Source organism: Nostoc sp. JL23 (assembly GCF_017115065.1).
In the GTDB taxonomy this organism is placed as follows: Bacteria; Cyanobacteriota; Cyanobacteriia; order Cyanobacteriales; family Nostocaceae; genus Nostoc; species Nostoc punctiforme_A.
The window spans coordinates 1-26323 of sequence record NZ_JABXKN010000132.1; the positions used below are offsets into that span (position 1 = coordinate 1).

A 26323-nucleotide genomic window follows, 5' to 3' on the forward strand; every position below is an offset into this window, starting at 1 on the left:
GCCCAATGCCCAATGCCCAATGCCCAATGCCCAATGCCCAATGCCCAATGCCCAAATATCAAATACCAAATATCTTATGTTCGTAGCTGTCGATCAAATTGAAAAAGTTTTTGAATTAACTGGTGGTGGCAAATATATCGCCCTCAAAGGAATCGACCTCCAAATTAAAAAAGGAGAATTCGTTTCTTTGATTGGTCACTCCGGTTGCGGTAAATCCACTCTATTAAATATGATTGCGGGTTTGGATTTGCCAACTGAAGGTATTGTCACTCTCGAAGGACAAAAAATCACCAAACCCGGCCCAGACAGGATGGTGGTGTTCCAAAATTATTCGCTATTACCTTGGCGGACGGTAAGAGAAAATATTGCCCTCGCTGTGGACTCAGTAATGAAGGGTTTACCCGCAGCCGAACGCAACGCCATTATCGAAAAACATATTAATATGGTGGGTTTGCGTCCCCATGCTGATAAACAACCAGGAATGTTATCAGGTGGACAAAAGCAGCGAGTTGCGATCGCCCGCGCCTTAGCGATTCGTCCCAAATTACTCTTGCTAGATGAACCCTTTGGCGCATTGGATGCACTCACACGCGGCAATTTGCAAGAACAACTAATGCAAATCTGTGAAGAAAATCAAGTCACTGCGGTGATGGTGACACATGATGTCGATGAAGCCGTGCTGTTATCTGACAGAATCGTGATGTTAACTAACGGCCCCGAATCTAAAATCGGCGACATTTTAGAAGTGGATATTCCCAGACCCCGCAAGCGGATGGAAGTAGTAGAACATCCCAGCTATTACAGCTTGCGGAGTGAGATGATTTACTTCCTCAATCAGCAAAAACGGATTAAGAAAATTCGGGCGAGAAAAACTGCCGACGTTGCCCGTCATGGATTAGAAAAAGTTAACCTAGAAATTGGCTTTTTACCTCTGACAGCTTGCGCCCCTTTAGCAGTTGCTAAAGAAAAAGGTTTCTTTCTCAAACATGGTTTAGATGAAGTTAACCTCGTGCGGGAAAGTAGCTGGCGGGGTATAGAAGATGGCATAAGTGGTGGTTATTTGGATGCGGCTCAAATGCCTTCAGGGATGCCGATGTGGCTAACTTTGGGAGGGCATAATAACCAACCTTTGCCCGTTGTCACCGCCCTTACCATGACTCGCAACGGTAACGCCATCACCTTAGCAAAACGCTTTTACGATCAAGGCGTGCAAACCTTATCTGACTTCAGAAATCATCTGATTCTTACCCACGAACAAAGGCACACAATGGGAGTAGTGCATCCCGCTTCTATGCACAATTTGCTGCTGCGTTACTGGTTAGCGGCTGGTGGAATTGACCCCGATAGCGATGTGGACATGAAGACCATTCCCCCAGCGCAGATGGTAGCTGACCTAAAAACCGGAAGCATTGATGGTTACTGCGTGGGTGAACCTTGGAACTACCGCGCTGCTGTGGAAAATGTCGGCTTTACCATCGCTACCGACTTAGAAGTTTGGTTGGGACACCCAGGTAAAGTTCTTGGTGTGCGGGAAGATTGGGCAGAAAATTATCCAAATACGCATATCGCCTTGACTAAAGCTTTGTTGGAAGCTTGTCACTATTGTGCAAATCCCGAAAATACCCAAGAAATTCGGCAAATTTTAGCAGGGCGAGAGTACGTCAGCACTGATTTAGAATACATTCAACTCGAAGATCCAGATAATCTCACCTGTGACTTAGACCATCCGTTGCGGGACTATGCCCATCACCAGTTTTATTCCGATTCCGCGATCAACCGCCCCAGTCGCACCGAACAAATTTGGATTATGAGTCAATTGGCGCGTTGGGGTGACACTCCCTTCCCCAGAAATTGGGTAGAAGTTGTTGAACGGGTGTGTCGCGTGCGTGTTTTCAGCACCGCCGCACGGGAATTAGGTTTGGATATTAGCTATATTCGCCAACCGATCCAACTGTTCGATGGTACTCCCTTTAATGCCGACGATCCGATCGCTTATCTCAACAGCTTGAAAATTAAACGTGATTTTTCAGTTGCGGAAGTTGTTCTCGATGCACCAAGAAGGAGACTCGCATCATAAAAAAATCGTGAGAGAAAGAGGGAGTGGAAGGAGTAGCACATCACGCGCGAACCTCTGAACTTCATTAATGAACCTCTGAACTTCATTAATGAACCTCTGAACTCCATTAATGAGCCTCTGAACTTCATTAATGAACCTTTGAACTTCATTAATGAACCTTTGAACTTCATTAATGAGTCTTTGAACTCCATTAATGAGTCTTTGAACTCCATTAATGAGTCTTTGAACTCCATTAATGAACCTCTGAACTCCATTAATGAGTCTTTGAACTCCATCAATGAACCTCTGAACTCCATTAATGATTTGACTTTTTAAGTCATGTGGAAAAACCAACAAAAGACCTAACCTCTTCCCTACAAGAAAAGCGGGAAAATTCAAAGCCTCACCCTTTTAGACTACGGTGTACACGCATCTTGTTGGTAATGAAGCACAAATCCTCGATTTACCCCCCTTAATCCCCCCGATGCATTGGGGGGAAAAAAAGAAATCTAGTTCCCTCCCCTTTGCAAGGGGAGGGTTAGGGTGGGGTAAAACCTTGGTTAATCAGCTATTTCAGACTTGTGTACACACCGTAGCCCTTAGAAGAAGAAAGGTCAGAATATTCAGTTGCACGTCGCCTAAATTAAGCTTTTTAATCCCCAAATACCATACCATGCAAAACCGCAACTCAACAGCTACAAACACACTAGGAAAACCATTCGTCCCTGCAACCACCAGCCGCAGACCTTTCCTAGAAATTAAAGACGTTACCAAAGTCTACCCGACAAAGAAAGGCCCCTTCACCGTACTCGACGGCGTTAACCTCAACGTCGAACAGGGGGAATTTATTTGCGTCATCGGCCACTCTGGCTGTGGCAAATCGACACTGTTAAATATGGTATCCGGTTTTAACTTTCCCACCTCCGGGCAAGTGTTACTCGAAGGAGAACCCATTACCCAACCAGGCCCAGACAGAATGGTTGTCTTCCAAAACTATGCCTTGCTACCTTGGCGCACTGCTTTTGAAAATATCTACTTAGCTGTTAACGCCGTTTATCCCAACAAACCACAAGCTGAAAAAAGAGCGATCGTCCGCGATCATTTAGCAATGGTGGGACTGGCTGATGCGATGGAAAAGAAACCAATGCAAATGTCCGGCGGGATGAGACAACGGGTTTCTATCGCCCGTGCTTTGGCGATTCGTCCGAAAGTTTTAATTTTAGATGAACCTTTTGGGGCGCTAGATGCCATCACCAAAGAAGAATTACAGGAAGAATTGCTGAAAATTTGGGGCGATAACCGTTGTACAGTGCTGATGATTACCCACGACATCGACGAGGCACTATTTTTAGCAGACAAATTGGTAATGATGACCAACGGCCCACACGCGAAAATAGGCGAAGTTATGGAAATTCCTTTTTCTCGTCCGCGCGATCGCAGCCGCATCATGGAAGATCCACAATATTACCAACTGCGTAACTATGCATTAGATTTCCTTTTTAACCGCTTTGCCCATGATGATGTAGGTTAAGCGCGATCGTCATTGATTTTTCCAGAATAATTCTTTGTTCCTCCCGCCACCATACCAGATGGTGGCGGGAGCAATTAGTAGGGGTAATTCATGAATTGCCCCTCCAACTACGTCCACAAGTTATAAAGTATGTGTAGAGCGAGTATGTTGAGAAAAAAATCTGTATGGCAAGCTACCCAGAAACCGTAACTAGTAACGAATCCGTTAATGATTTAATCGCCGAGACGACAAGCATTAACCATGTTGAGGTAATTGAAAATGTCATCGACTCTTTGGAACAAGATGATAGTGCGATGGTTAGCCACACTCCAGAGGCTGGTTATCTTTGGAAGTTTAAGTATGGAAGTGTGCAAGTATTTGTCCAACTCAACGGCACAAGCGATGAAGACACTATAACGGTTTGGTCTGCGGTGCTAAATTTACCTGCGAAAAATGAACCTAAGTTAATGCGGTATCTTTTGGAGTTAAACTGCTCCAGCACTTTTGAGGCGCGCTTCGGCATTATTGAAAACCGGGTGGTTGTAATATCGACACGCACTTTAGCAGAGTTATCTCCTGGCGAAGTATCTCGGTTAATTACCGTTGTGGCAACGATCGCTGATAATAACGATGAAGCCTTACAAACTGAATTTGGTGCAACTTAAGGAATTTTAAATTTTAGATTGGGCTATTGCTACATCCGATGTATAGCAATCCGGTTTGGGCGAATCTGCAAAGACTGTTTTCTGTGTACCAATTAAAAAACGCCTGGGAGTGTTGCCGTGTTTCCACCCCAGGCGTTTTTTATTTTTAACTTGCTCCTCACACAAATAAATAGTATCACTGCTTCAATCAAAAGGCGAGTCTAGTAAGTGACACTTTTAAAACTGCACTGTCAAGTGAGTTTAAATTTATACTCCCTTGACTTGACCCCATCTGTATATTTGGATGCGATCGCTCCAGAAAGGCGGTTTGGTTGGCATTGATAGCATTTAGCATACGTGTTGGGCTGCTGATTTCATTACACAGCCACTTTATTTATCATCACAAGTCTTAAAAAAGATCTAGCCTTTACAAGCCGTAACGTAACTAATTAAATAATTATTAAAGATATATACATCTTTGAATTAATGCCTGAAACTTTTTAGTAATCAATCAAACTCTCAAATAAATATTAGCACTCAATGCTTGTCAGTGCTAATTTATAGCTGAGATTTAATGCCTATGATATAGACCAAAACTGCACTTTTTGCAGATGCTTTAGTTCCTTTCCAGATATTATTTTAGAAATAGAAAAAACTAAATATTTCTTGTAAGTAATATAAAATTGAGAGTACTGGCATGAAATACACTTTTGATATTGTAGGAATATCTCCGCTTTTGCAGTTTTTTAATCAGCAACAGCAAAATGGGCAAAAACCACCCCACCAAGGTGTGGAATACTTGGGAATGCATACGTGTACGCTAGATACGTTTTTAGAATCGGTGGAATCAGTTCCAGCAAAGTGGGATTGGAATCTGGATCAAGTAGTAGATACAGTGATTAAGTTTTGGTTGAATAACTCAGACAGTATTCGTTATTGGAAAGTACGTTTAAATGATGCTGGTAAAGATAATTTACTAGTCACAAGGTTGGCGGATATAAACGCCTTGCAAGCTGAATTTGAATCCCTACTAGATAAGGATTGGTGAAGAGAGAGATAGATAGAATTTAAAAAGAACTCAGGAGGCGAGCAATACCTGCTTCGTCTCCAGTCAAAATCAATAATTTACTCTGTTATTCTCATTTTCAAGTACTTTGAGAACTTGGAGATATAAATTTTCGACTCTTTTCGTCTGAACTTCACCAAATGATGCATAGTGAGTTAAGCTAGGAGCGCCATTTACTTCAATAATTGTATAATCTCCCATTGGTGACGTTATATCACTAGCAAGAATATCCACACCTGATAATCTTAACTCCATATCTTTTGTAATATTTACTGCTAATTTTTTAAAATCAGGATGGATATTGTCAGTGAAGTCTATTGCCTCACCTCCAGTTGATAAATTTGCATTATCTAAAAGATAGACTATATTATTCTTAGGTATAACTTTACTAAAATTTAGCTTCCGTCTTTGCAAGTTTTTTTTGATTCTGTAATCTTCAAAATCTATAATTTCTTTTCTACCATTTTTGATAAAAGTTTCTTGCTTCTGTTGCATAAGTTGCAAAACAGTAGATTGACCATCTCCGATGATAAATAAGGGGATTCTTTGATATGCCGAAACTACTTTATCATCAAGTACTACAATTCTATAATCATTGCCACTATAAAACCGCTCAACAATAAATCCTGAGATTTTTCGCAAGATTTTCTTAGCTACTTGATAATATTCTTGTTTATTGTGAACCTTGGTAACAAACATTCCTTGACTAAGGTTAATCGGCTTGACAATTACAGGAAATCCCAACTTCTGGGCATAATAAAATCCTGCATCTATATTTCTAGTATTAGCTATTTCTTCGCATAATTCGTTACTAAAAAATGTTTTTCCTTCAGTAACCTTATAGCCAAATTTATTCAGAAAAAAGTTTGAAACTGCTTTATCTTTAGCTATTGCTACTGAGCCAAGAGAATTAATACTAAACCTGGTATTACGAAAGAAGGTTTTATTGCCGTTTTTAAATGTAATCAATCCCATAAAGTCGCATTCTGGGTCTACTAAAACTACTGCTCCTATTTCCTCTGCTATTTTTTGGATTATTGATGTTACGAATGGTGTTTTCATTATTAATAACTGTAATTTTCTCGAGAATTTTTTAACTATTTGGTGACAATTAGTCAAGAATTTTTAATTTAAATAATTGCACTATATGTTGTCCTTAAAGCTCTAGTCAAAAGCTGAATAAAAATTCATTCTTGAATATTTAAAAAGACTTTAACAATTTAATTATTCTCAACTAATTATAAAAAATGTAAATGCTCGCAATGTAGCTTTACTAACTACACTATAGAAAAATTAAGAGCGTCTACGTGCTGATTAATTTTACGCACATTATTATTCGTTTTCTCTTCAGCTTCTAATAGTATGTTTTCAGACATTGATGTTTGTTTTACCACTGATGCGGACTTTACTTATGTGTATGCATACAAATTATGCAAACCCAATAATTGCCAAACTTTCTGCTTGAACATGGTTGTGTCCTGGAAACAATTGCAAGTTAAGGCTTTGAGATTCATTTGTACCTGAAAATTCCAACTTAATTGGTCTAAAATATAGCGCTCAGTGTTGACAATTTATTAAGAATCGAATAACAAGGTGGCAGCAGCATAAAAAAAAGCGTTAGTGCATTCCTACCTAGAAACTAATTAACGCCCTTCATTAAACTTCATACGGTTAACATAATTATGCCAGAAAATACGGATAACAAAGCTTCTCAATCAGACAATCAGACTATTGCGTATAAAGAACGCCTCAATTCTTGGGCGATCGCTCGTCTACTTCCTAATACGCAACGGGAGATTGTTGCTCGCTTCCGCAGCCGTTCTGATGCCGATGGCTATATGCGGCACCTTCCTCAAGAAATACCAAATGCTTCCTATATGGTTGTTTTTGATTGTCAACGCCAAGCAGCTGTAATTTAAATTACAAGCGAATGGCATTAACCCTTGTTTTTCATCCAATATACTTGGGTTAAAGGTTATTGGTGTAGATAATTGGTCTTCAAGACGCGATAAATCAAGACGTAATAAATCGCGTCTCTACATCTGGGTTTTGGGTTTATCTGGACTGTATTGGTTTTTAATCTCCATTACTCTTTTGTTGCGATCGCAGGCATAGTCTACTTAAAATTTGTGGAAACCACTATATTTAATTTGCTCTCCAGCGAGAGGCTTAGATCCCCTACTTCTTTCAAGAAGTCGGGGGTCTTTTGGTTTGCAATACCTGCTTCCATCTCAATTAACCAGACAAGTTGCTCAAAGCAACTCCTTAAAGGTAAACAAACTTCCACCACGGTGTACTACAGAAAATTTGCAGTTCTCATACTAATTCTTGGTGAAGTTGCACATGATTTTGACCTGGGCAAACCTCTCCCGCAGGCGTAGGGTTCTGTCTATGGGTCTTCAGAAATAATTGGTATCAAAAGAAGTGTAATTACAATCATAAATGATTAAGCTTTTCTGGCAATATATAAACATTTTGATATATTAACTAAAAATAAATTCCGTAATTGCCCCCTTACTACTAATGTTTTAGATTACTTAAAAGTAAAAGTTAGTGCAATAAGTCCTGAAAGTCCTAGAGAGTTAATAAGTGGTAAAACAGCACCGATATGACTGGTTCAAAGCTGTGATATTTTTCCGTCAACGAGAATTACTCGCGCTGTTGCTGGGGATTTTTTTCTCAATCTCTGTATTCCTACTCTGGCAGAGACTTTTAATCCCAAATCCGGGGTTATTAACACAAGTAGAATTGATTGCAGGGTTATTAGTTGTTGTCACGTTGGCATTATCAATCTATTTTGCCTTGGCAATGAATGCAATAAACCAACAAATAATAGCAATCAATCAGGAGTTAAATCACAGGATTTTTGAACAGAAACAGGTAGAAACTGCCCTGATCGCCAGTGAAAATCGTTTGCGACAGATGCTGGAAACAGTCAAAGTCATCCCTTGGGAATTGGACTTAAAAACTTGGCGATTTATTTACGTTGGGCCGCAAGCGGTAGACTTGCTAAATTATCCGATCGCAGAGTGGTACGAGGAAAATTTTTGGGTTAATCATCTGCATCCAGATGACAAGAAAAATTCTGTTCGTTTTTGTCAAGAAGCAACTGCTAGGTGCGAGAATCACGAACTGGAATACCGGATGTTAGCTGCTGATGGGCGAGTTGTTTGGCTGCGAGACATTGTTAGTGTCGTTGAAGAAGCCGGAACTGCGATCATGCTCAGGGGCTTTATGTTTGACATTACTGATTTGAAGCTAGTTGAAGAAACCTTGAGACTTAGAGAGAGGGCACTTGCCGCTACCAGTAATGGGATTATTATTGCCGATGCTAAACTCGCCTACAATCCAGTTATTTACGTCAACCCTGCCTTTGAGCAAATAACAGGCTACAGTGCTACTGATGTAATTGGGCAAAACTGTCGATTTTTGCAACGCACAGATACCCAGCAACCAGCACTTAATGAATTGCGCTCATCTATTCAAACTGGAACAAGTTGCAAAGTTGTTCTTCGCAACTATCGCAAAGATGGTACTTTGTTTTGGAATGAATTGAGTATTTCTCCTATTCATGACAAGAATGGTGAGTTAAGCCACTTCATTGGCATTCAGAGAGATATTAGCGATGTCTACGACAAGCTTTGCTTACGCAAGCAAACCGAAGCCAATCTGCGTCGGCAAGCCCTCACCTTTGAAAACATGCATGATGGCGTAATTATCACAGATTTAACCGGAAGTATTATTGACTGGAATCCTGCTGCCGAAAGTATGTTTGGCTATACCAAAGCCGAGATTTTAACTCAATATTCCAGTATTTTGCATCAACCGGAAGTAGCCGCAACATTAAGCGTCAACATTTTGTCAACAGTCAACCAGCAAGGACGTTGGTCAGGGGAAATACACTTTATTCGTAAAGATGGCAGTGAGGGAATTTGCGAAACAACCGTAGTCGCTCTACAGGATGAACAGGGAGAAATTGTTGCTACTGTCGGCATCAATCACGACATTACCGAAAACAAACGAGCTAAAGAGGCACTGCAACGGCAATTACATCGCACTCTACTACTTGAACAAATTACTCAGGAAATTCGTCAAAGTCTTGACACCAGCAAAATCTTTAAGACGGCTGCTACCCAAATTGGACAAGCATTTGGAGCAGATCGCTGTCTGATCCACTCTTACATTAGTAACCCCACACCACAAATTCCCCTAGTAGCACAATATAATACACTCCCTGGTTACTGCTCTGTATTGAAATTGGAAGTTCCCATGACTAACAATCCTCATGCCGAGCAGATGATGACCCAAGAAAGTGCGATCGCTTCTCCAGATGTGTACGTTGAACCTTTGCTGCAAAGGACTGAAGCTATCTGCCGAGAAATTGGGCTGAAGTCCATGCTGTCAATCCGCACCTCCTATCAAGGAGAACCCAATGGTGCGATCGGCTTACATCAGTGCAACTATTTTCGCCAATGGACACAAGACGAAATCGAATTACTAGAAGCTGTGGCGGCTCAACTAGGTATTGCTCTAGCACAAGCTCACTTACTGGAACAAGAAACGCGCCAACGTGAAGAACTTACCTTGAAAAACTTTGCCTTGGAGCAGGCAAAACGCCAAGCAGAAGCCGCAAATCGGGCAAAAAGTGAGTTTTTAGCAATGATGAGTCACGAAATTCGGACTCCAATGAATGCTGTTATTGCGATGACAGGTCTACTGCTGGATACCGATCTCACACCTCAACAGCAAGACTTTCTGGAAATAGTTCACAGTAGCGGAGATACTTTACTTACCATCATCAACGATATTCTAGATTTCTCCAAAATTGAGTCGGGCAAACTGGAATTAGAAGAACAGCCTTTTGATTTGAGAGCTTGTGTAGAGGAGGCTATTTCCTTTTTAGCTCCGAAAGCTGCCCAAAAGGATATCGAACTAGTTTATCTAATCCAGCCCCAAGTTCCCATTCAGATCGTCGGTGATTTAACTCGTCTGCGCCAAGTCTTGATGAATCTGCTCAACAATGCTATTAAGTTTACGGAAACCGGAGAAGTAGTACTCTCTGTTGAACTGGGGATTGGCGATCGAGGACTGGGCACAAGAGGCAGAGGGGCACAGGGGCAGAGGGGCACAGGGGAAAGACTTACTGCAACTTCTCCTTTGCTCCCTTCCTCCCCTGCTCCCCAATCCCCGATACCCGTTGAAAAAGAGCAACTTCTCTACGAAATTCAATTTGCGATCAAAGATACAGGTATTGGCATCGCACCAGAGAAAATAGAGCGATTATTTCAACCCTTCACTCAGGCTGATGTCTCCATGACTCGACGATATGGTGGCACAGGGCTGGGATTGGCGATTAGTAAGCGGCTCAGTAAGATGATGGGCGGCACTCTTTGGGTAGAAAGCCAGGGGTTGGTTGGTGGCAATCCTAGCCGTAGATGGGATAAAGGAAAATTATTATCATCTCCTGACTCTTCACCAGGTTCAACATTTTACTTCACCATTATTACCAAAGTAGTTGCTCAGTCAGAACAAGCCGAATTAAGCATTTCGCCGTTGCTTGCATCCAAACGATTATTGATTGTGGATGACAATCTAACCAATCGCCAAATTCTCAGCTTGCTAGCTGAGTCTTGGAAGATGGAAACTTATGCCGCCAAATCTGGCAAAGAAGCTTTAGTTAAACTTGCTCAGGGAATACAGTTTGATATTGCTATTTTAGATATGCAGATGCCAGAAATGGATGGCATAACCCTAGCTCGTCAAATCCGCAAGCAATCTGGTTGTCAAAATCTGCCTTTGGTGATTATGACTTCTTTAGCGAAAATAGAAACTCCTTCAGACTTTAATGATGTCAAGTTTGCTGCTTCTTTGAGTAAACCGATCAAACACTCTCAACTCTACGATGTTATTACTCGTGTTTTGGGAAATCAGCCGATCCTAGCCAGCATTTCTCATTTTCCTTTGGTAGATCGGCATTTGGGTCATCGACTGCCACTGCGAATTCTTCTGGCAGAGGATACGGTTGTTAATCAGAAAGTTGCTCTACTGATGCTACAGAAAATAGGTTATGGCGCAGATGTGGTCAGCAATGGGCTAGAAGCGATCGCAGCTCTGCAAAAACAGCAATTTGACGTAGTGTTGATGGATGTTTACATGCCCAAAATGGATGGGTTAGAAGCAACTCGGAGAATTTGTCAAGAATGGGGGGTGGGTGTTCGTCCCCATATCATCGCCATTACTGCCAATGCCATACGGGGCGATCGCCAAGTTTGTCTTGCCGCTGGTATGGATGACTACATTAGCAAACCTATTCTGCTGCAAGAGTTAGCTCAGGCACTCAGCAAATGTTCACGCAAAAGAAATTTTGAATTCACTTCTATCAAACAACAAGGGGAAGTGAGACGCCAAGAATTGCAACCTTCGTCAAATATCTTACAGTCAGGAAAAAACCAGACATTAAAAAGCGCGAAAATTGATGCCAAAGTCCTCCAATCCTTGCAGCTTATGCTTAGAGGAGATCGTGTGGCATTTGCTGAACTAATTGAGTGTTATCTTACAGAGACAGCCAGACTAGTGCAACATATTAGCACAGCGATCGCAACTCAGGATATCCAGACTATATGGCAGACAGCACACAAACTCAAGTCCAGCAGTGGTTCTATTGGAGCGATCGCCTTAGCGCAGCTTTGCAAGGTGTTAGAAGCACAGGCACGCAACAGTAACTTAGAAAACAATCTAGAATTACTTTCACTACTGTATCAGGAATATGAACAAGTTAAAACTGCCTTAGAACAAGAACTTGCCAAGGAAGCACCATGAAAGCCACAGATCAAGAAAGTCAATCTTTAGTTTTAATCGTTGATGATGAACCTTTTATTCGCCTGATACTACGGCATTTCTTAGAGCGGGAAGGCTATCAAATAGCGGAAGCTCAAAATGGCATAGAGGCAATAAATGTTTTTAAGCAACTGCACCCTGATATAGTACTCCTGGATGCCATAATGCCGGATATGGATGGATTCGAGTGTTGCACTCAGTTGGAGCTTCTGGATTGTAACAAGCACACTCCAATTTTAATGATTACAGGACTTGATGATCAAGAGTCAGTTGACCGTGCATTTACAGTGGGAGCAATAGATTTTGTTACCAAACCGATTCACTGGGCAGTTTTGCGACAACGGGTAAAACGCTTGATTCAGCAATCTCAGTTGCAGCAAAAACTGGAAGCCGTGAATCTGGAATTGCAGCGATTAGTTACTATCGATGGATTAACTCAAATAGCTAATCGCCGACGGTTTGAAGAGTATTTTTTTCAAGAGTGGCAGCGTCTAAAACGCGAGCAACGTCCGCTTTCTCTGATTCTTTGCGATGTTGATTTCTTCAAATTATATAATGATACCTATGGTCATCGGGTAGGCGATCGCTGTCTTCAGAAAATTGCCCAAGCTATCAAAGATATGATTAAACGTCCCGGAGATTTAGTTGCCCGTTATGGTGGGGAAGAATTTGCTGTGATTTTACCTAACACAGACACCAAGGGGGCGACTCATGTTGCCGACGAAATTTGTCATGCTGTCCGAGGTCTAGCAATTCCTCATCAAAATTCCCAAGTTAGTCCTTATGTAACTATTAGTGTTGGGTTTACGACAGAAATTCCTCAGCCAGATTCTGACTTAGAAGAAATGATTGCCACAGCGGATCGGGCGTTATATAAAGCAAAGGCAGCAGGACGCGATCGCTTTGTGCAAAATATTTTACTACCACAGAAGTAAAAATTCCCGCTAATGTGCCAACATTCAGTTATCTGCCCCATGCCCCATTTAAAAATCTACACCTCGTTTAAGTTCTACGCCTTGATTAGCATAGTGTTTGTGGCAATAAACTTCTGAGTGGACGCTAGCTAAATCAAAGTACGCGGGTGGATTTTGGCAACGTCCAGTGATAATAATTTCGGTGTCGCGGGGTTTGCGGAGTAAAGCTTGAACAATGGGTTCAACGGGGAGTAATTCTAAGTCAACGGTGGGATTGAGTTCATCGAGAATAATAGTTTTATACAATCCAGAGGCGATCGCAACTTTTGCAATTTCCCAACCTCGTTCGGCTTCTACATAATCTAATTCTTGCCGGGAATTTCGCCAGACGATCGCATCTCCACCGCAACGCTGATGATCCACCACTTCTGGATATGACTGCTGCAAAGCAGCGATCGCAGCGTCTTCTGTGTAGCCGCTACCACCTTTAAGCCACTGCATAATCAATACACGGGTAGACCCTGGATGATTAATTCCCCTACCAATGGCCTGCAAAGCTTTACCCAAAGCACTAGTAGACTTGCCTTTACCAGCACCAGTATAAATTTCAATCCCTTCCAGGAAGAGGGCCTTAGCTGTTGGGTGGTGATGAGGTTTCATTTCTGAGTGCAAATCTGCAATATCGAGCAACTTTTGCGGTGCGGCGCGTCCGGTAGCAATGATTTCCAACTCTTGGGGTTTGGATTTTAATGTTTTTACCACTTCATCCACTGGTAGCAAACCTAAATCCAGAACCGGGTTAATTTCATCCAAGACAACAACTGAATATAAACCACTAGCGATCGCACCTTTGGCTACATCCCAACCGCGCATTGCTTCATCTCGGTCAAAGGTGGTAATTTCCTCTGGGCCAAAAAATTCCGCTCTCCCGGTGCGAACCTGGTCAATTAAATGGGGAAACCCACGTTGCAAAGCTGCGATCGCACCATCTTCGTCATAATCACGTTCTGGCCCTTTTAAAAATCGCAGCAGTAAAACACGATTAGAATTGCTAGGCGTATTTATTCCCAAGCCAATGGAGCGCAAAACCACTCCCAAAGCCGCTTGAGATTTACCTTTACCCAGACCATCGTAGACGTGAATTTGACCAATAAGCCGTTCTTGACGCACTTGCGCCGTTCGAATCCCAATACCGTTCCTTGTCATCTCTCAAAAAGCTATAACTATGGCAGTCTTTAATCTTACCTAACCTCTTGTACTCTCAGATAGAGAAACTACCCCTCTAACACGACTGTACAAGGGTCAGTTTGATCTATTAACAATATCAATAGAGGAATACTGGCACACCCGCATAGTAAAGAACAAGAACAATGGGATAATTTCCCCCATCACCCTTACTATCCCAGTTATACTCACTACAGTTCACCCTTACCCGTAACCATTTATGCCTGACAATTGGATGCTTCCCAGGATTTTTCCCATTGGTGGATTTCTGTTTGACTTTTTATTTGTACTGATTGCCATCCCCATCGAAGCTTATGTTTTGCATTCTCGACTAAAATTTGACAAAAAAACCAGTACTTTTTATGCAATTTCTATCAATCTGTTTTCGAGTGTAATTGGTTGGTTCATATTTTTTGTCTCAGAACCAATCTTGCCAATACAGGTGAAATCAGAATTAATTAATTATATGTTTTTTAATAATTTCAGATCACCGAATACACAAACTTTAATTATTTTAACAGCTTGCATCATATTTTTTACTACATTTTTGATGAAATTTTTCATTTTAAGGGTTTTGTTATTCTCATTAAATGAATCATTTGCGAAAAAAGAAGAAGAACCGAAAATATCTCAGCGGTTGCAACGGCGTCGTTTTAGTACCCTTAATTTACAAAATAATAATTTAGTTACTACTATACTAATAGCAAATTCTCTGAGTTATACTGCAATAACTATTATTTTATTATTTCGTTCAAAATAGCAAGAAATTACTTGTTTAATTTAGAGGAAAAATATTGATTAATCAGGTGTAGGGAGGAATATGAATACGTTACTAAAAGATGTCTTTGGGGTTTTTAGATTTGCTGAAGGGCTTTATGCAGGAATTAGAAAAATATTAGTTCCACCCAAAGCTTACTCTTGGCAGACATTTATTTATTTAAGTGTTTTTTCTTGGATACTTTCATATTGTGCCACAGGTTATATCAAAGATATAATTGCCTTTTTCGGTTGGTTATTTTTAATTGCCGGTACAGCTTGGTATACAACTGAAGATCCTTTGAGGGTTCCTGGGACTTTTATGCCAGTCGGGGCAGTAATCACTGGATTCTTAGTGAGTGTTTTTGCATTTGGAGATCAACGAGATGTAATTACACCCAGAACAATCGTTTTTTGGCCAACAATTTCAGCATTAATTACGGCAATACCAGAGTTTATTGAAGGCAATGACACCGATGCCAAAGCTCGAATTCCTAAGCCACAAGACCGCCAAAGAATCATAATCTTAGTTGCTAGTAGTATGCTGCTAAGTTGTTGGATTCAGTTTCACTTTGTGACAGATAATTGGTTACGACAATATCCCAGTTTGCAAGCAGATACTTTTAAACATAGTACCTTTATTGTCAGAACAGAAGCAGCAGTAAAAATTCCCCAAAACGGCGTTGTAATTCTAGAAAAACTTCAACCAATGGTAGTAGAACAAATAGCTGAAAGACCTTGGTCAGAAGTAGAAAAATGGTTGTTAGATGCGAAACAACGGGTAGGAAATCTGGGTAGGGGAGTAATTCAAAAAAACCTGAGTAAATATGAAGAGAAGGAACTATGGCGCATTGAACCGCGTGTAGCTAATACAAAGTCTGGATATATATTAGATTTATTAAGTATTTGGATAGGCCCAAGTTCTAACCCACGGGGCTATTACTTAAAAAAATCTTGTCGCATTGAACCAGTTGCAGCAGCTACTAATTCAGAGAATAAGATTACAGTTGCAGAAATTGAATGCGATCGCGCCAGTAAATTAATTCCTGGTTCACCGCCTCCGCAGCAGTGAGGAGTGGGGCAGAGAGGGGCAGAGGGGCAGGGGAGCAGGGGAGCCTACGGTGTACACACAAGTTATCGAATCACTACCAGTCCTCGAATTACCCCACCCTAACCCTCCCCTTGCAAAGGGGAGGGAACTAGATTTTCCGGTTTCCCCCCTTGGCAAGGGGGGATTAAGGGGGGTAAAACCCGGATCTCAAAGTAACTCTGATTTGTATGTACACAGTAGGCAGGGGAGCAGGGGGAAGAATAATAAAATTACCTTTTTACCCTCTACCTCTTCCCAATGACCAATGACCTCTTCCCAATGACCAATGACCAATGACCAGTGACAAATGACAAATGACCAATGACCAATGACCAATGACCAATGACAAATGACAAATGACCAATGACCAATGACCAATGACAAATGACAAATGACCAATGACAAATGACAAATGACTATTAACAGAATTTTTGTATTGGCAAAGAATGTGTTTCAGGAAGTGGTACGCGATCGCATCCTATATATTATTGGTTTTTATGCGCTAGTAATCGCCACTGCCTTCCGCGTCCTTCCTGAATTTGCAGCTACGGCTGAAGATAAAATGTTTTTAGACTTTGGGATGGCAGCAATGAATGCCATCGGGTTAATTATTACGATATTTATTGGTACGGGACTAATTAATAAAGAAATTGAAAAACGCACTATTTTAGTATTAATTGCTAAACCTGTTAGTCGCAGTGAAATTATCGTCGGCAAATACTTGGGTTTATCCGCAGTCCTAGCTGTGCTTGTCGCCACGATGACAGCAATTTATCTGGTATTTCTGCAAATTGGTAATATTCCTCATCCAACAGCAAGCATTCTAATTGCTGCAATTTTCTTATTTTTGCAGTTGTCATTAATTACTGCTGTGGCTATTACCTTCGGTGTTTTTACTGCTTCTCTGCTAGCGACTGTTTTAACCTTTGCGGTATATTTAATCGGAAATATTACTCAAGATTTAGTACAACTTGGTCGTCTTAGCCGTAATCCCGGTATGGAACGTCTAACTCAAACTTTGTTTCTTTTCTTGCCAGATTTATCTCGATTAGATTTGAAAAATGATGCCGTATATGGTCTGCAAGCACTACCTGACACCACTGCACTGATTATGAATGCTGGTTATGGCTTAATTTATAGTGCCATGTTGTTAGCGATCGCTATTTTTATCTTTTCACAACGGGAATTTTAAGCATTGGGCATAGGGGAGAGTACAAGGGGAAAGACTTGTTGTAAGTTCTAACTTTTGTCCCCTTGTCTCCCCTGCCCCCCTGCTTGCTTATCCGAACTGTACTGCTTAAACATCTACAAGGGCTGAGTACCTTGGCTAGATGCTTTTTGTGCAATAGTTTTCAAGCGAGTCGCTCTGCTTTTACGGATACGTTCACTTTTGCGAACTCCACCAGCCATCTCATATTCGCGGCTATCTTTGCCGTATTTAAAGCCGATTCCCATGAGCATTTTTTCGGAGAAAGTACCCAAGGTTTGTTCTAACTTGTCAATTTCTACTTTGGAAGAGTCAATTGTGCTGAGAGCAGTATTATGAGCCTCTAATTTGCTGCGTAATTGCTCAATTAGTTCTGTCAGCATTTTTAAATTACAAGTCTCTCCAAGATCCAGATTGACATCAATTGCTTTGAGGCCAGCAAATCTTAACTCAGCATTTTCTAGAACGCGGGATGTACGTTTTCTCAAAGACATAAATTTAGTTACTTGTAATATTTATACAGTTACTATGCCCTATTGAAAATATATTCTGGTTCAGCAAAATCCACAAAAATAATTATATTTTTTATAAAATAGATCCTGGTAAATTCTCTTAATTGATTTCAAGCGTTTATCTAATCTTAATTACAGTTCGAGCATTCATAACTACAAAAGAAGCTGTGTTAAATTCAGAAGAAACTATGTGAACTACAGCTTAAGCATTCATAACTACAGAAGAAGCTGTGTTAATTACAGCTTGAGCATTCATAATCACAGAATAAGTCGTATTAACTACAACTTAAGAATTACTTATATGATAAGTAATATTTATAGTTATTTTCCAAGATGTATTAATTGAGGCTTCAAGTTTACTTATCAGATAATGAGCATTTATAACTACAGCTTCACCATTAATAAGTGCTGTTTAAGTTGTATCAAGTACGGCTTAAACAGTACTTATAGCTGTTACCCTATTTTTGGCAGCCGAAAGAGTCGGAGAGAAAATAGCTGTTGAGATTATCTCTTTACAAGGTTAACTCTATCTAATAAATAACTATTTGAGGTTGCTCAATTGTGCCATCAGGCATGATAGTATCTCGCAACTTTGCATAAATCAAATTTGTTTTCCAAAGGTTTGCCTTACTCAAGTTTGCTTTGGTTAAATTTGCCCATGTCAAATCTGCACTAGTTAAGTTAGCCTCAGTCAAATTAGCTTCTAGTAATTTTGCTCCACATAACTTTGCTCGTGTGAGATTGGCAAAACTTAAGTTAGCTTCAATCAGCGATGCTTCAATTAATTTGGCTTCACTTAAGTCTGCTTCTCTCAAATCTACATCACATAAAGAAGCACCCCAAAGATTGCTACCTGTGAATTTCACCCGCCATAAGAAAGTTCCGCACAAATTTGCTCTTGTTAAATCAGCATTAGTCAAATTGGCTTCACATAAAGATGCTTCATACAAATTAGCTTCACGTAAACTAGCTTGCATCAAATTTGCGCCACTTAAATTAGCACGAGTGAGAACACAGCCAGACAAATTTGCATCACGCAAATCCGCTCCGATAAAGTTAATACCATTTAAATTAATTCCTTTCAGGTCGATTCCCCTCAAGTCACATCCACTGAAATCTCGGCGCTGAAAATATTTATTTGTGATTTGACTTAAAATAAATTCCTGTTGTTGAGCATAATTGTTCATGGCATTCACCTCTGGGTGTAATTGATCTCAAAGGTTGAGTGTGGTAGTTACCGCAATACTTCTCGGTTAGGCATTTTTAATTCGGAATCGGGTTTTGAAAAAAGGTTACTGGATTTGGGTTAAAGGTTTTTTTTCCCCTTAACCGAGAAGTATTGGTAGTTACCGTATATTGAGAGTACACCGCAAATGGAGATTAGCTCAGTAAATAATCAAAAATAAATTAACAAAAAATCGGCAATCACTTGAAAATGCGTTTTTTCAGTGGTTTTTAAAACAAAAAATGCTGACATAAGTCAAGAAATATTCATATAACAAGAATCATGTTGCTGACTCCAAATTCAAAATTACCATAAGTAATATTAATGGCGTATCCTTTTGTTGCTTTCACTACTACGCTTTTTTATTTACTTGTAACCAAATTTCTAAACTAGCAAGCAACCACAGCTTTACTCCATAACGACTCCAGGTATCTCCTTGATAGTTTAACCAATTACGAATTGACAACTGGTTTAAGTAAGGAGTGATAGCTGCATTCCGATTTAACAATAAATCTCTGGCTTCTTGCTGCCAATATTTCCGAAATCCTAACTGCACCGGTACCATCATGCCACTTTTGGGACGATGAATAATTGTGTCTGGTAAAATATCTGCAAGAGCTTGCTTTAAAACTGCTTTTTCTTCCACTCCAGAAAGCTTATACTCTGGAGGTATCTCCATGCTTAACTCTACTACTCGTTGGTCAAACAGAGGAGAACGACCTTGCAAAAGAGCAGCTTGAGTCAAGTTACTGACTTTGGTCAAAATTTGGTCAGCGCCTTTAAATTTGATGTTCATTGCCATCAAACGATTCAGATAGCTAGCTTGAGAGTATAAGTCTTCTGCAAAAATCCAAGGTGCTGTTTCTACTGCTGTCCAAACTTCTGGTTTTAAAAGTTGCGGTAAGTCAACAGCGCACTTTTGAAAAGAAATTAAATAAGCTTGCAATGCATCCTGATTGGTGACAGAGCCATATAAACTATTAATTAGCATCGGCTGATTTTTTGGCCCACCAAAACAAGGGTCGCCACCTTCACCATTCAAAACTACTTCTACGCTTTCTCTCGCCAGTCGTCCCAGCAACAAGTTGGGAACAGTCAATGGGTCGCCAATGGGGTCATCTAAATAAGCCATTGTTTCCGGCAGACGTGACCACATATCCTTAAAAGTAATTTCTAAAATATGGTGCTGCGTCTGACAATGGGATGCAACGAGACTGGAAAATTCTAACTCGTTGGGACATTCCGCACCAAAATGAATCGAGAAGGTGTGAACTGGTGCTTTATGGAATTTTGCTACTAAAGCAGTGATACTGCTAGAATCCAAACCACCAGAAAGAAAAACGCCAACGGGTTCATCTGCTGGTGGTAAATATTCTTGAACAACTTGCTCTAGAAGTTCTCGCAAGCGATCGCCATGCCATGCTAAGGGTTGATCTATTGCTACAATCTGTTCTTGAAGCTGCCAATAAGCTGTAACTTTATGGTCAGGAAATTCTAAAACGGTTCCAGGTCGCAGTTCCCGCACCTGTTCCCAGAGGGTTTGTTCGCCAGGAACAAAGGCACAACAAAGATAATCTCGCAACGCTACCAAATCTAAATCAGATGAACGATGGGGTGCTAAAGTTCTCAGTTGAGGCGCAATCCAACGAACTGAACCATTAGTAGTGTAATAGAGAGTACGAACACCGATGCGATCGCGAATCAATCTCAACACCTGTTTGTCTCTATCCCAAACCACTAACGCAAACATCCCCACAAGTTGGCTAAGACTTTCATTACCCCATTGTTCCCAAAGATTGGCCACCAGTTGCAGAGAACTTCCTTGAAAGCTATCCGGTTCAATTCCCAACTTTTGCAGCAATTGCACTCGGTTAGTTAACCAAACATCACCAACAACAACAAATCGTCCTCTAGAACTGATTGCTAATTTCTCCGTCGGCAATTCCGAAGTTGTGCGTGGTAAAATTACAGAAATTTTTTCATCTCGCCAAGCTATATCTTCATAGTTTGCATCAACTGTTCCCCACGCTACGCGCCAGGTTGGGTTAGTTTTGATGAATTCAATTTTAGGAGATTTACGATTTTTAAACGCATCAAATAGCATGGGAAATTTTCAAGGCATATTAGTAAGAATCCTATATCTAATCACCTAAGAGCAAGCGAGGCTACGGTGTACACATAAGTCGAATTACCCCCCTTAATCCCCCCTTGGAAAGGCAGGGCTGTTTCATTCCCTAAAAGACTCTGATTTACAAGCGTTTCAAGCAAAAAAGTCAGGTGACTAAAAAATCTGATTGGGCAATAAAATCGCGATCGCACTTAAATTTACTCGTTGAGGTGGTAGCTTTTCTTTTCCCCAATCAAGCAAATTTCTGACTCATACTCTTGACAAAATCTTTAAGAGATCGAATGAAACAGCCCTGCTTGGAAAGGGGGGAGACCGGAAATCTAGTTCCCTCCCCTTTCCAAGGGGAGGGTTAGGGTGGGGTAAAACCCTGGTTCATCAACTATTTCAGACTTGTGTGTACACTGTAGTTTGTCAAGGGGGAGAACCGGACATTCATTTCCCCCCTTTACAAGGGAGGGGGGTAAATCCTAAATTTACTCCTTATAAAGATCCAGCAATCATCCCAGCAAGTAAAATAAAACCAATCCACACGTTTTGCCGGAACATTTCACCATAAACAGAATTAGGTAAGTGTCGCTCTCTTAATCGTAGATACTGCCAAACCCATCCGATAGTAGCAACTGCAAGGCTAATCCAGAAGGCTAAGTGCAGATGTATAATTACGCCTAACCAAGACAATAACAAGATTGTGCCAGCAAAGAAAATTCCAATGGCTAGAGGGGCATAATTACCAAAAAATAGAGCGCTAGAATTAACACCAATGCGGCGATCGTCTTCTTTGTCGCTCATAGCGTAAACTGTATCAAATCCCAATGTCCACAGTACTGTCGCGCCCCAAAGTAACCAAGTTGGTTGAGAAATGCTTTGCGTTACTGCACTCCAGCTAATCAATACCCCAAAACCCCAAGCGATGGAAAGCACCAGTTGCGGTACAGGAAACACCCGCTTTGCACCTGGATAAAGCAAAATTACAGGCACTGCTGCCACGCATAACCAGAAACTCAGGGGGTTAAGATAAAAGGCCAAGATTGCTGCACAAGCTAGCGAGACTATAGCAACTACAATCCCAACTTTCACAGATAAGGCACGAGAAGCGAGGGGGCGATCGCGTGTTCTCTCCACTTCTGGATCGATATCCCGATCCCACAAATCGTTGACAACACACCCAGCCGCACTTGTGGCCAGAGTACCCAATATAATCACACCAACCAGAGGTAAAGGCGGTTTTCCTGAAGCTGCCAAAAACACAGCCCAAAGGGCAGGAATCATTAAGATTAACCGCCCTTCTGGTTTATGCCAGCGTAAAAGCCGGATAATTACAAGCCAAATTGGTGACTGGGGGCGTTCTGGCGTCGTTAACATAGAAATCAACAAATAACTTTAGAGAGATGAATTCACATTTCTTTACATCTATAGAATAACGTTATTTGTTATTTGTAAAAACATAACCCAAAGTGGCAACTTTAAATATTTTTAAAATAGTCACTCAGGTTATAAATAGTAGGGTGAATAGACATAGCTCAGTTACCCTCGATCAAGCTGAGTTGCGAATGCTGAGTATTTTTTCATTTACTCAATATTCAGCACTGGCTCAATGCCCTGCTACCGCTAACAGCACTCAGTCTGAGCAAGTGTGTTGTCATAAATATCAGTGCTAGCTACCCCGACGTATCACCGTTTGCCATCATTTCTTAATAAAGAGAGAAAACTAGATGCTGAATTTAGTTTCTAGCTGGGAGAGTATTCCTACTCAACCATCTAAGCAACATCGGATTATTGCTGCCATTGACCTGGGAACAAATTCTCTACACATGGTAGTAGTCAAGATTGACCCCACACTACCAGCTTTCAGTATTATTGCAAGAGAAAAGGAAACCGTGAGGCTTGGCGATCGCAATCTTAACACTGGAGAACTCAAACCAGAGATCGTTAAAAAGGCGATCGCTGCTTTAGGACGCTTCCAAGAAGTTGCCAAAACTATCAACGCTGAAACTATCATCGCTGTGGCAACTAGTGCTGTACGGGAAGCCCCCAATGGTAAAGATTTTTTGCACAAAATAGAAACGGAGTTGGGTTTAAGCGTTGACTTGATTTCTGGTCAAGAAGAAGCGCGGCGAATTTATCTTGGCGTGTTGTCGGGGATGGAATTTAATAACCAGCCCCAGATAATTATTGATATTGGCGGTGGTTCTACAGAATTGATTTTAGGCGATAGTCAGCAAGCCCGCACTCTCACCAGTACCAAAGTTGGTGCAGTGCGACTCACTAGCGAGTTAATCACCACTGACCCCATCAGCAACACTGAGTTTCACTACTTGGAATCTTATACACGCGGGATGTTGGAACGTTCCGTGGATGAGATCCTAGCCAACCTAAAGCTTGAGGAATCTCCCCGTTTGGTGGGTACATCTGGCACAATTGAAACCCTGGCAATGATTCATGCACGAGAAAAGTCGGGTGTTATTCCTTCCACTCTCAATGGCTACCAGTTTAGTCTTAAAGACTTGCAAGAGTTGGTAAATCGCTTGCGGAAACTGAGTAATTCCGAAAGGGCTGAGATTCCTGGTATGCCAGATAAGCGTGCTGAAGTTATCCTCGCTGGGGCAGTAATATTACAGGAAGCAATGACCCTTTTGGGTAGTGAATCGATTACAGTTTGTGAGCGTTCTCTGAGAGAAGGCGTAATCGTAGACTGGATGCTAACCCACGGTTTAATTGAAGATAAGCTACGCTATCAAAGTTCAGTTCGGGAACGGAATGTTCTCAAACTCGCGGATAAATACCACATCAACTTAGAATACAGCGATCGCGTGGCGAAATTTGCCGAGAGTTTATTTGACCAAACTCAAGGTACTCTACATCATTGGGGAACTGACGAGCGACAAATGCTGTGGGCAGCGGCAATATTACACAATTGCGGTCACTATATCAGCCATTCGTCTCACCACAAGCACTCTTACTATTTAATTCGCAATGGAGAATTACTCGGTTATACAGAAACCGAGATTGAAATTATTGCCAATTTAGCGCGTTATCATCGCAAATCGCCGCCCAAGAAAAAACATGAAAACTACCAGAGTTTGCTGACTAAACAACAGCGACAAATTGTTAGTCAATTAAGTGCAATTTTAAGGTTGGCAGTAGCATTAGATAGACGACAAATTGGTGCAGTTGCTCAAGTGCAATGTGAGTATTATCAACAGCTTAGGCAGGTCAACCTGCTAATTTTTCCATCTCAATCAGATGATGATTGTGCTTTAGAACTTTGGAGCTTAGATTATAAAAAAGGAGTGTTTGAAGAAGAGTTTGGAGTGAAACTAGTAGCAAGTTTAGAAAAGTCTAGTATTCCTAACTTATCTTAGAAATTAGGGTGCGTTAACACAGTGTAACGCACCTGTAAATAGCTTATGTTTATGCTTGCGATCGCTAATCAACTTGAGAAGTTAGTCTCAGTATAAAAGTTTAAGGTAAAACTCAGAAAAATTTACTTAATAACTTTTTAGGAAGATATGATTAACAAGTAATATTTTATTGTACAAGAAAAATATTAATTAAATTTGTAACCTGTATTACATTAAAATATTCATCTAATTTTGACATCCAACTTAAGGATGAATTTATAACTGTCCTAAGAACCATTTAAAAACAAAAATTAGTAATTAGAATAGACTTAACAATCTATTAAATGTAGGTTATGTTGCTAGTGGATATCTAAGCCGGGAAACTTAGATATCCTTATATAAAATTTCACTAGTTTAATAAGTAATCATGCAGACATAATATTGAGGGCTGCCAAAGAAACTTGCGCAGAAGCTTAGAAAGAAGTAGGGGCGCAAGGCCAAAAGCCCCTACGACAGGTGTGGTTCAAATATATGAAAACTGCTGTAGCTGTTATTTGCGCTCTGAAGTTATTCATGCACCTGATATCTTGCACCAGGCGACTGGAAGTCGCGGCTACACAGGCAAAACCCGCCTGCGCGGGTTGAAAACCTTGATTTTGCATTAGTCCGCGTAGGCGGACGAAAGTTTGTATAGCCGCGATTTCTAATCGCCAGGGCTAGGTGCAAGATATGAGGCACTGCGCATGCGCACTTTTTGAGGGGTAAAAACCTGATTTGGTATAAGTATTAACTGTATTTATATCGGAAGCTAAACCAACTGAAGACGATTAAGGTAAATTATCTACGTGATTACACTAAAATTACTTTGTAGACTAGTGCTTTTTAGGTTGACTAGATAGATAATAAAAGTAAATATGAGCAAAAATAGAGAACTCACATTTAAGGAGCTTTAATGACTAAAGGTATTACCGGTGCTGTAAATTCACTAGTAGCAAACTTCTCGCGACGAAATGCACTTTTGTGGCTTGGAGGTAGTGGAATGACTACCGCCTTGATGGTGGCAACACAAAAGGAAGTGAACGCTAAAGACAACAAAGAGTTGAAATTGGTGAACCCACCAACATTATATAATCCAACCCAAAATGGCTATAGCCATATAGCTGTGACACCATCAAGGGCGAGAACCGTCTATATTTCTGGTCAGTTTGGTTCCGATTTACAAGGGAATCTTGTCTCCAATGAATTTGAAAAGCAGTTAATACAGGCTTTTAAAAACCTCCGTTATGCCATAGCAGCGGTTGGGGCACAACCACAAGATGTAGCAAAAACTACTGTTCTTATAGTGGATCACAACCAAAGTAAATTGATCCCGTTAGGACGTGAAATTATAAATTTATGGGGGAATAAACCACCAGCAAACACTCTTATTCCCGTTCCTAGACTTGCACTTGACGGTATGTTGTTTGAAATTGATGCTTATGCGGTAATTCCAGATAACCGTAGTTGAGGGCTGGTTTCAATATAACCCTATCAATCACAGTCGGCGGAATAACAAACTTCCGCTACTGTCAATCAATAATAGTCTCTATTGTTTGAGTAGGTAATTGCCTTTCGTCAGACGACGAAACCTAACTAAAAATCCCAGCAGGTGCTAATAGTTAGCTTTTGTTAACTTGGCTTTTTAAAGATTAAAGGGAAAAGGTGAAAGGTTTCTAATCCCTTTACCTTTAATCTTTCCCAATCCCTCACAAGCACATTTTTGAGTTGACAAATTACTAGCTTACGCTTTGCAGCTTCCTAATTTTCTACTGAG

General features: G+C 40.8%; 19 protein-coding genes. 12 read left to right on the top strand and 7 right to left on the bottom strand.

All coding sequences use genetic code 11. The features are described from left to right. The first annotated feature begins 76 nt into the window (after positions 1–76). Entirely contained in the window at positions 77–2077 is a 2001-nt protein-coding gene (locus HWQ42_RS27750; RefSeq protein ID WP_292817831.1) for a nitrate ABC transporter ATP-binding protein, read from the top strand. Here the strand turns inward: HWQ42_RS27750 and HWQ42_RS27755 are convergent. Then, on the bottom strand, positions 2072–2455 hold the full coding sequence (locus HWQ42_RS27755) for a hypothetical protein (RefSeq protein WP_292817576.1): 384 nt from the start codon (positions 2453–2455) through the stop codon (positions 2072–2074). The two genes, HWQ42_RS27750 and HWQ42_RS27755, sit on opposite strands and share 6 nt — an antisense overlap. Before the next feature lie 274 nt (positions 2456–2729). Here HWQ42_RS27755 and HWQ42_RS27760 point away from each other — a divergent pair, with 274 nt between their 5' ends. The 3 genes from HWQ42_RS27760 (at position 2730) to HWQ42_RS27770 (ending at position 5258) form a co-directional block, all read left to right on the top strand. Next, positions 2730–3587: a nitrate ABC transporter ATP-binding protein gene (locus HWQ42_RS27760; protein ID WP_292817578.1), complete on the top strand. Its 858-nt coding sequence runs from the start codon at positions 2730–2732 to the stop codon at positions 3585–3587. Between the two features lie 164 nt (positions 3588–3751). After that, positions 3752–4231: a YbjN domain-containing protein gene (locus HWQ42_RS27765; RefSeq protein ID WP_292738951.1), complete on the top strand. Its 480-nt coding sequence runs from the start codon at positions 3752–3754 to the stop codon at positions 4229–4231. A gap of 676 nt (positions 4232–4907) precedes the next feature. Continuing rightward, positions 4908–5258 carry a hypothetical protein gene (locus tag HWQ42_RS27770; RefSeq protein ID WP_292817580.1) on the top strand — a complete coding sequence of 117 codons (351 nt, stop codon included), beginning with the start codon at positions 4908–4910 and terminating at the stop codon, positions 5256–5258. A gap of 69 nt (positions 5259–5327) precedes the next feature. Here HWQ42_RS27770 and HWQ42_RS27775 read toward each other — a convergent pair whose 3' ends face one another. Further along, a complete protein-coding gene (locus tag HWQ42_RS27775) occupies positions 5328–6338 on the bottom strand; it encodes a cyanophycin synthetase (protein ID WP_292817582.1) in 1011 nt (336 codons plus the stop codon). 620 nt (positions 6339–6958) lie between these two features. Here HWQ42_RS27775 and HWQ42_RS27780 point away from each other — a divergent pair. From HWQ42_RS27780 to HWQ42_RS27790, 3 genes are all read left to right on the top strand, one after another. Further along, complete coding sequence (locus HWQ42_RS27780; RefSeq protein ID WP_292817584.1) at positions 6959–7195, top strand: hypothetical protein; 237 nt, start codon at positions 6959–6961, stop codon at positions 7193–7195. Positions 7196–7865: 670 nt separating this feature from the next. Further along, positions 7866–12095 carry a PAS domain S-box protein gene (locus HWQ42_RS27785; protein ID WP_292817586.1) on the top strand — a complete coding sequence of 1410 codons (4230 nt, stop codon included), beginning with the start codon at positions 7866–7868 and terminating at the stop codon, positions 12093–12095. After that, entirely contained in the window at positions 12092–13048 is a 957-nt protein-coding gene (locus tag HWQ42_RS27790) for a PleD family two-component system response regulator (RefSeq protein ID WP_292817588.1), read from the top strand. The genes HWQ42_RS27785 and HWQ42_RS27790 overlap by 4 nt, the downstream gene beginning before the upstream one ends. A gap of 48 nt (positions 13049–13096) precedes the next feature. Here the strand turns inward: HWQ42_RS27790 and HWQ42_RS27795 are convergent, their stop codons facing one another. Further along, positions 13097–14233, bottom strand: coding sequence for a cob(I)yrinic acid a,c-diamide adenosyltransferase (locus tag HWQ42_RS27795; RefSeq protein ID WP_069068662.1), 1137 nt, complete (start codon positions 14231–14233; stop codon positions 13097–13099). Positions 14234–14471: 238 nt separating this feature from the next. On the opposite strand from HWQ42_RS27795, the gene fraC reads away from it, so the two are divergent. The 3 genes from fraC (at position 14472) to HWQ42_RS27810 (ending at position 17289) form a co-directional block, all read left to right on the top strand. Continuing rightward, the gene (gene fraC / locus HWQ42_RS27800; protein ID WP_292817590.1) at positions 14472–15011 is read left to right on the top strand and encodes a filament integrity protein FraC; all 540 of its coding nucleotides are present in this window, start codon (positions 14472–14474) and stop codon (positions 15009–15011) included. Between the two features lie 60 nt (positions 15012–15071). Next, positions 15072–16079, top strand: coding sequence for a septal junction protein FraD (fraD, locus tag HWQ42_RS27805; protein ID WP_292817592.1), 1008 nt, complete (start codon positions 15072–15074; stop codon positions 16077–16079). 430 nt (positions 16080–16509) lie between these two features. Continuing rightward, on the top strand, positions 16510–17289 hold the full coding sequence (locus HWQ42_RS27810; protein ID WP_292817594.1) for an ABC transporter permease: 780 nt from the start codon (positions 16510–16512) through the stop codon (positions 17287–17289). Positions 17290–17402: 113 nt separating this feature from the next. On the opposite strand, the gene HWQ42_RS27815 is transcribed toward HWQ42_RS27810, so the two are convergent. From HWQ42_RS27815 to HWQ42_RS27830, 4 genes are all read right to left on the bottom strand, one after another. Next, positions 17403–17798 (bottom strand): hypothetical protein, encoded by a 396-nt coding sequence (locus HWQ42_RS27815; RefSeq protein ID WP_292817596.1) that lies wholly within the window; start codon positions 17796–17798, stop codon positions 17403–17405. A gap of 548 nt (positions 17799–18346) precedes the next feature. Further along, positions 18347–19003, bottom strand: coding sequence for a pentapeptide repeat-containing protein (locus tag HWQ42_RS27820; RefSeq protein WP_292817598.1), 657 nt, complete (start codon positions 19001–19003; stop codon positions 18347–18349). Positions 19004–19393: 390 nt separating this feature from the next. Then, a complete protein-coding gene (locus HWQ42_RS27825; RefSeq protein WP_292817600.1) occupies positions 19394–21145 on the bottom strand; it encodes an asparagine synthase-related protein in 1752 nt (583 codons plus the stop codon). Between the two features lie 504 nt (positions 21146–21649). Next, a complete protein-coding gene (locus HWQ42_RS27830; protein WP_292817602.1) occupies positions 21650–22531 on the bottom strand; it encodes a 4-hydroxybenzoate solanesyltransferase in 882 nt (293 codons plus the stop codon). 350 nt (positions 22532–22881) lie between these two features. Between HWQ42_RS27830 and HWQ42_RS27835 the strand changes: the two genes are divergently transcribed. Together HWQ42_RS27835 and HWQ42_RS27840 are read left to right on the top strand one after the other, a co-directional pair. After that, complete coding sequence (locus HWQ42_RS27835; protein WP_292817604.1) at positions 22882–24531, top strand: Ppx/GppA phosphatase family protein; 1650 nt, start codon at positions 22882–22884, stop codon at positions 24529–24531. A 931-nt stretch (positions 24532–25462) separates the two neighbouring features. Continuing rightward, positions 25463–26017, top strand: coding sequence for a RidA family protein (locus tag HWQ42_RS27840; protein ID WP_292733015.1), 555 nt, complete (start codon positions 25463–25465; stop codon positions 26015–26017). The last annotated feature ends 306 nt before the right edge of the window (positions 26018–26323 follow it).